Below are 1,694 nucleotides of genomic sequence, written 5' to 3'. Positions count from 1 at the left end.
CATGACATGACCAGACTGAATGGAAAGACCGCCGTGATCACCGGCGGCGCTACCGGCATCGGCCTCGCCGCTGCAAAGCGCTTCATCGAGGAGGGCGCCTTCGTCTTCATCTTCGGCCGACGGCAGGATGCGCTCGACGCCGCTGTGGCTGAGCTCGGGTCCAATGCCCGCGCTGTGAAGGGCTCAGTGTCGGACGAGGCCGACCTCGACCGGCTCTACGCGGCGGTGAAGGCCGAGCGCGGCACCCTCGACATCGTCTTCGCCAATGCCGGCGGCGGAGGCCCGCTTGCGCTTGGCAAGATCACCGCCAGGCACATTGACGAAACCTTCGACACGAATGTGAAGGGCACGATCTTCACGGTGCAGAAAGCGCTGCCGCTGATGGGGGCGGGCGGTTCGATCATCCTGACCGGATCGAGCGCCGGCACCACGGGCGCCCCAGGATTCACCGCCTACAGCGCAAGCAAGGCCGCAGTCCGCAACCTCGCGCGCACATGGGCGGAGGACCTGAAGGGCACCGGCATCCGGGTCAATGTGCTGTCGCCCGGGGCGACGGCGACTGAACTCGCGAAGGAAGCCCTGGGCGAGGAGGGGCAGAAGGCCTACGGTGCGATGACTCCGCTCCAGCGCATGGCCGATCCGGCGGAGATCGGGGCCGTTGCCGCCTTTCTCGCGTCGTCGGACAGCAGCTTCATGACCGCCAGCGAAGTCGCCGTCGACGGCGGCCTGGCGCAACTCTGACCCGCACGCCCGGCCGCTCACGCCATTCGATATTCGAAGCCGGTCGGGCGCGGTCAACCCAAGGAAACTACAGATGAGCTACGCAATCATTGGCTTCGGCAAGATCGGCCAGGCCTTGGCCAAGGCCTTTGCCCGCAAGGGCATCGAAGTGTCCGTTGCAACCACGCGCGACCCGGAAAGCTTTGCATCCGCTGCGGCCGCGATCGGACCTGCGATCATTCCCAGAACACTGGCCGACGCGGTCAAGGCGGACATCGTCTTTTTGGCCGTGCACTTCGAGTCGCACCGGGATGTGGCGAAGGCGCTGCCGACATGGAAGGGAAAGACCATCGTCGATGTGACCAATGCCTACGGGGTGCCTCCCGAGAGACTGGAGGGACAACCTTCTTCTGCGGCCGTCGCGCAGGCCTTCACTGGTGGAAAACTGGTCAAGGGCTTCAACCATTTGGTGGCCGCGGTCCTCGACCAGGATCCGGCCGTTCATGGTGGAAGGAGAGTCGTGTTCCTGTCGAGTGACGATGACGGCGCGGCAGCTGAGATTGGCGCGCTAGCTGAAAACCTCGGTTTCTCGCCGATCAAACTTGGCGGGCTTTCCGAAGGTGGGCTGCTGGTCCATGCGCGCGGAAACAGCTGGGGCCAGCTGATCTTCAAAGACTTGGTCAAGTTCGACTGATCGGAGAGCACGATGAGCATCGAAGCGAATGTCCAGACGGTGAAGGATTTCTTCGCCGCGATCGGCCGCGGCGACAGGGAGCGTCTGCTGGCGCTGGTCGCCGAAGACATCGAGTGGATCATCCCGGGCGAGGACTGGCCATTGGCCGGAACGCGCCGCGGACATGCGGGGCTGGCGGACTTGCTCGAGACCGCCTCCAAGTCGATAGAGACGTCCACCGAACCCCGGGAGTTCATAGCGCAAGGAGACAGGGTCCTGGTCGTCGGCTTCGCCAGGGGCA

General features: G+C 64.6%; 3 protein-coding genes. All 3 read left to right on the top strand.

Features of this window, described 5'->3' with window-relative positions; all coding sequences use genetic code 11:
- Positions 1-6: 6 nt before the first annotated feature.
- Positions 7-741 carry an SDR family NAD(P)-dependent oxidoreductase gene (locus ACSFBM_RS33930; RefSeq protein WP_435488319.1) on the top strand — a complete coding sequence of 245 codons (735 nt, stop codon included), beginning with the start codon at positions 7-9 and terminating at the stop codon, positions 739-741.
- A gap of 73 nt (positions 742-814) precedes the next feature.
- On the top strand, positions 815-1,414 hold the full coding sequence (locus ACSFBM_RS33925; protein WP_435488318.1) for an NADPH-dependent F420 reductase: 600 nt from the start codon (positions 815-817) through the stop codon (positions 1,412-1,414).
- A 12-nt stretch (positions 1,415-1,426) separates the two neighbouring features.
- Positions 1,427-1,694: nuclear transport factor 2 family protein (locus ACSFBM_RS33920; RefSeq protein ID WP_435488317.1), on the top strand; the 268-nt coding region annotated here is incomplete at its 3' end.

The sequence above is a fragment of the Variovorax pasteuri genome (assembly GCF_051216435.1).
Classification (GTDB): domain Bacteria; phylum Pseudomonadota; class Gammaproteobacteria; order Burkholderiales; family Burkholderiaceae_C; genus Variovorax.
The sequence above is the reverse complement of the archived record's forward strand: the minus strand, read 5'-3'. Positions and strand labels throughout refer to the sequence as shown.

Coding starts and splice junctions, on each gene's coding strand:
- ACSFBM_RS33930 (WP_435488319.1), top strand. CDS start 7: ATGACCAGACTGAATGGAAAGACCGCCGTGATCACCGGCGGCGCTACC.
- ACSFBM_RS33925 (WP_435488318.1), top strand. CDS start 815: ATGAGCTACGCAATCATTGGCTTCGGCAAGATCGGCCAGGCCTTGGCC.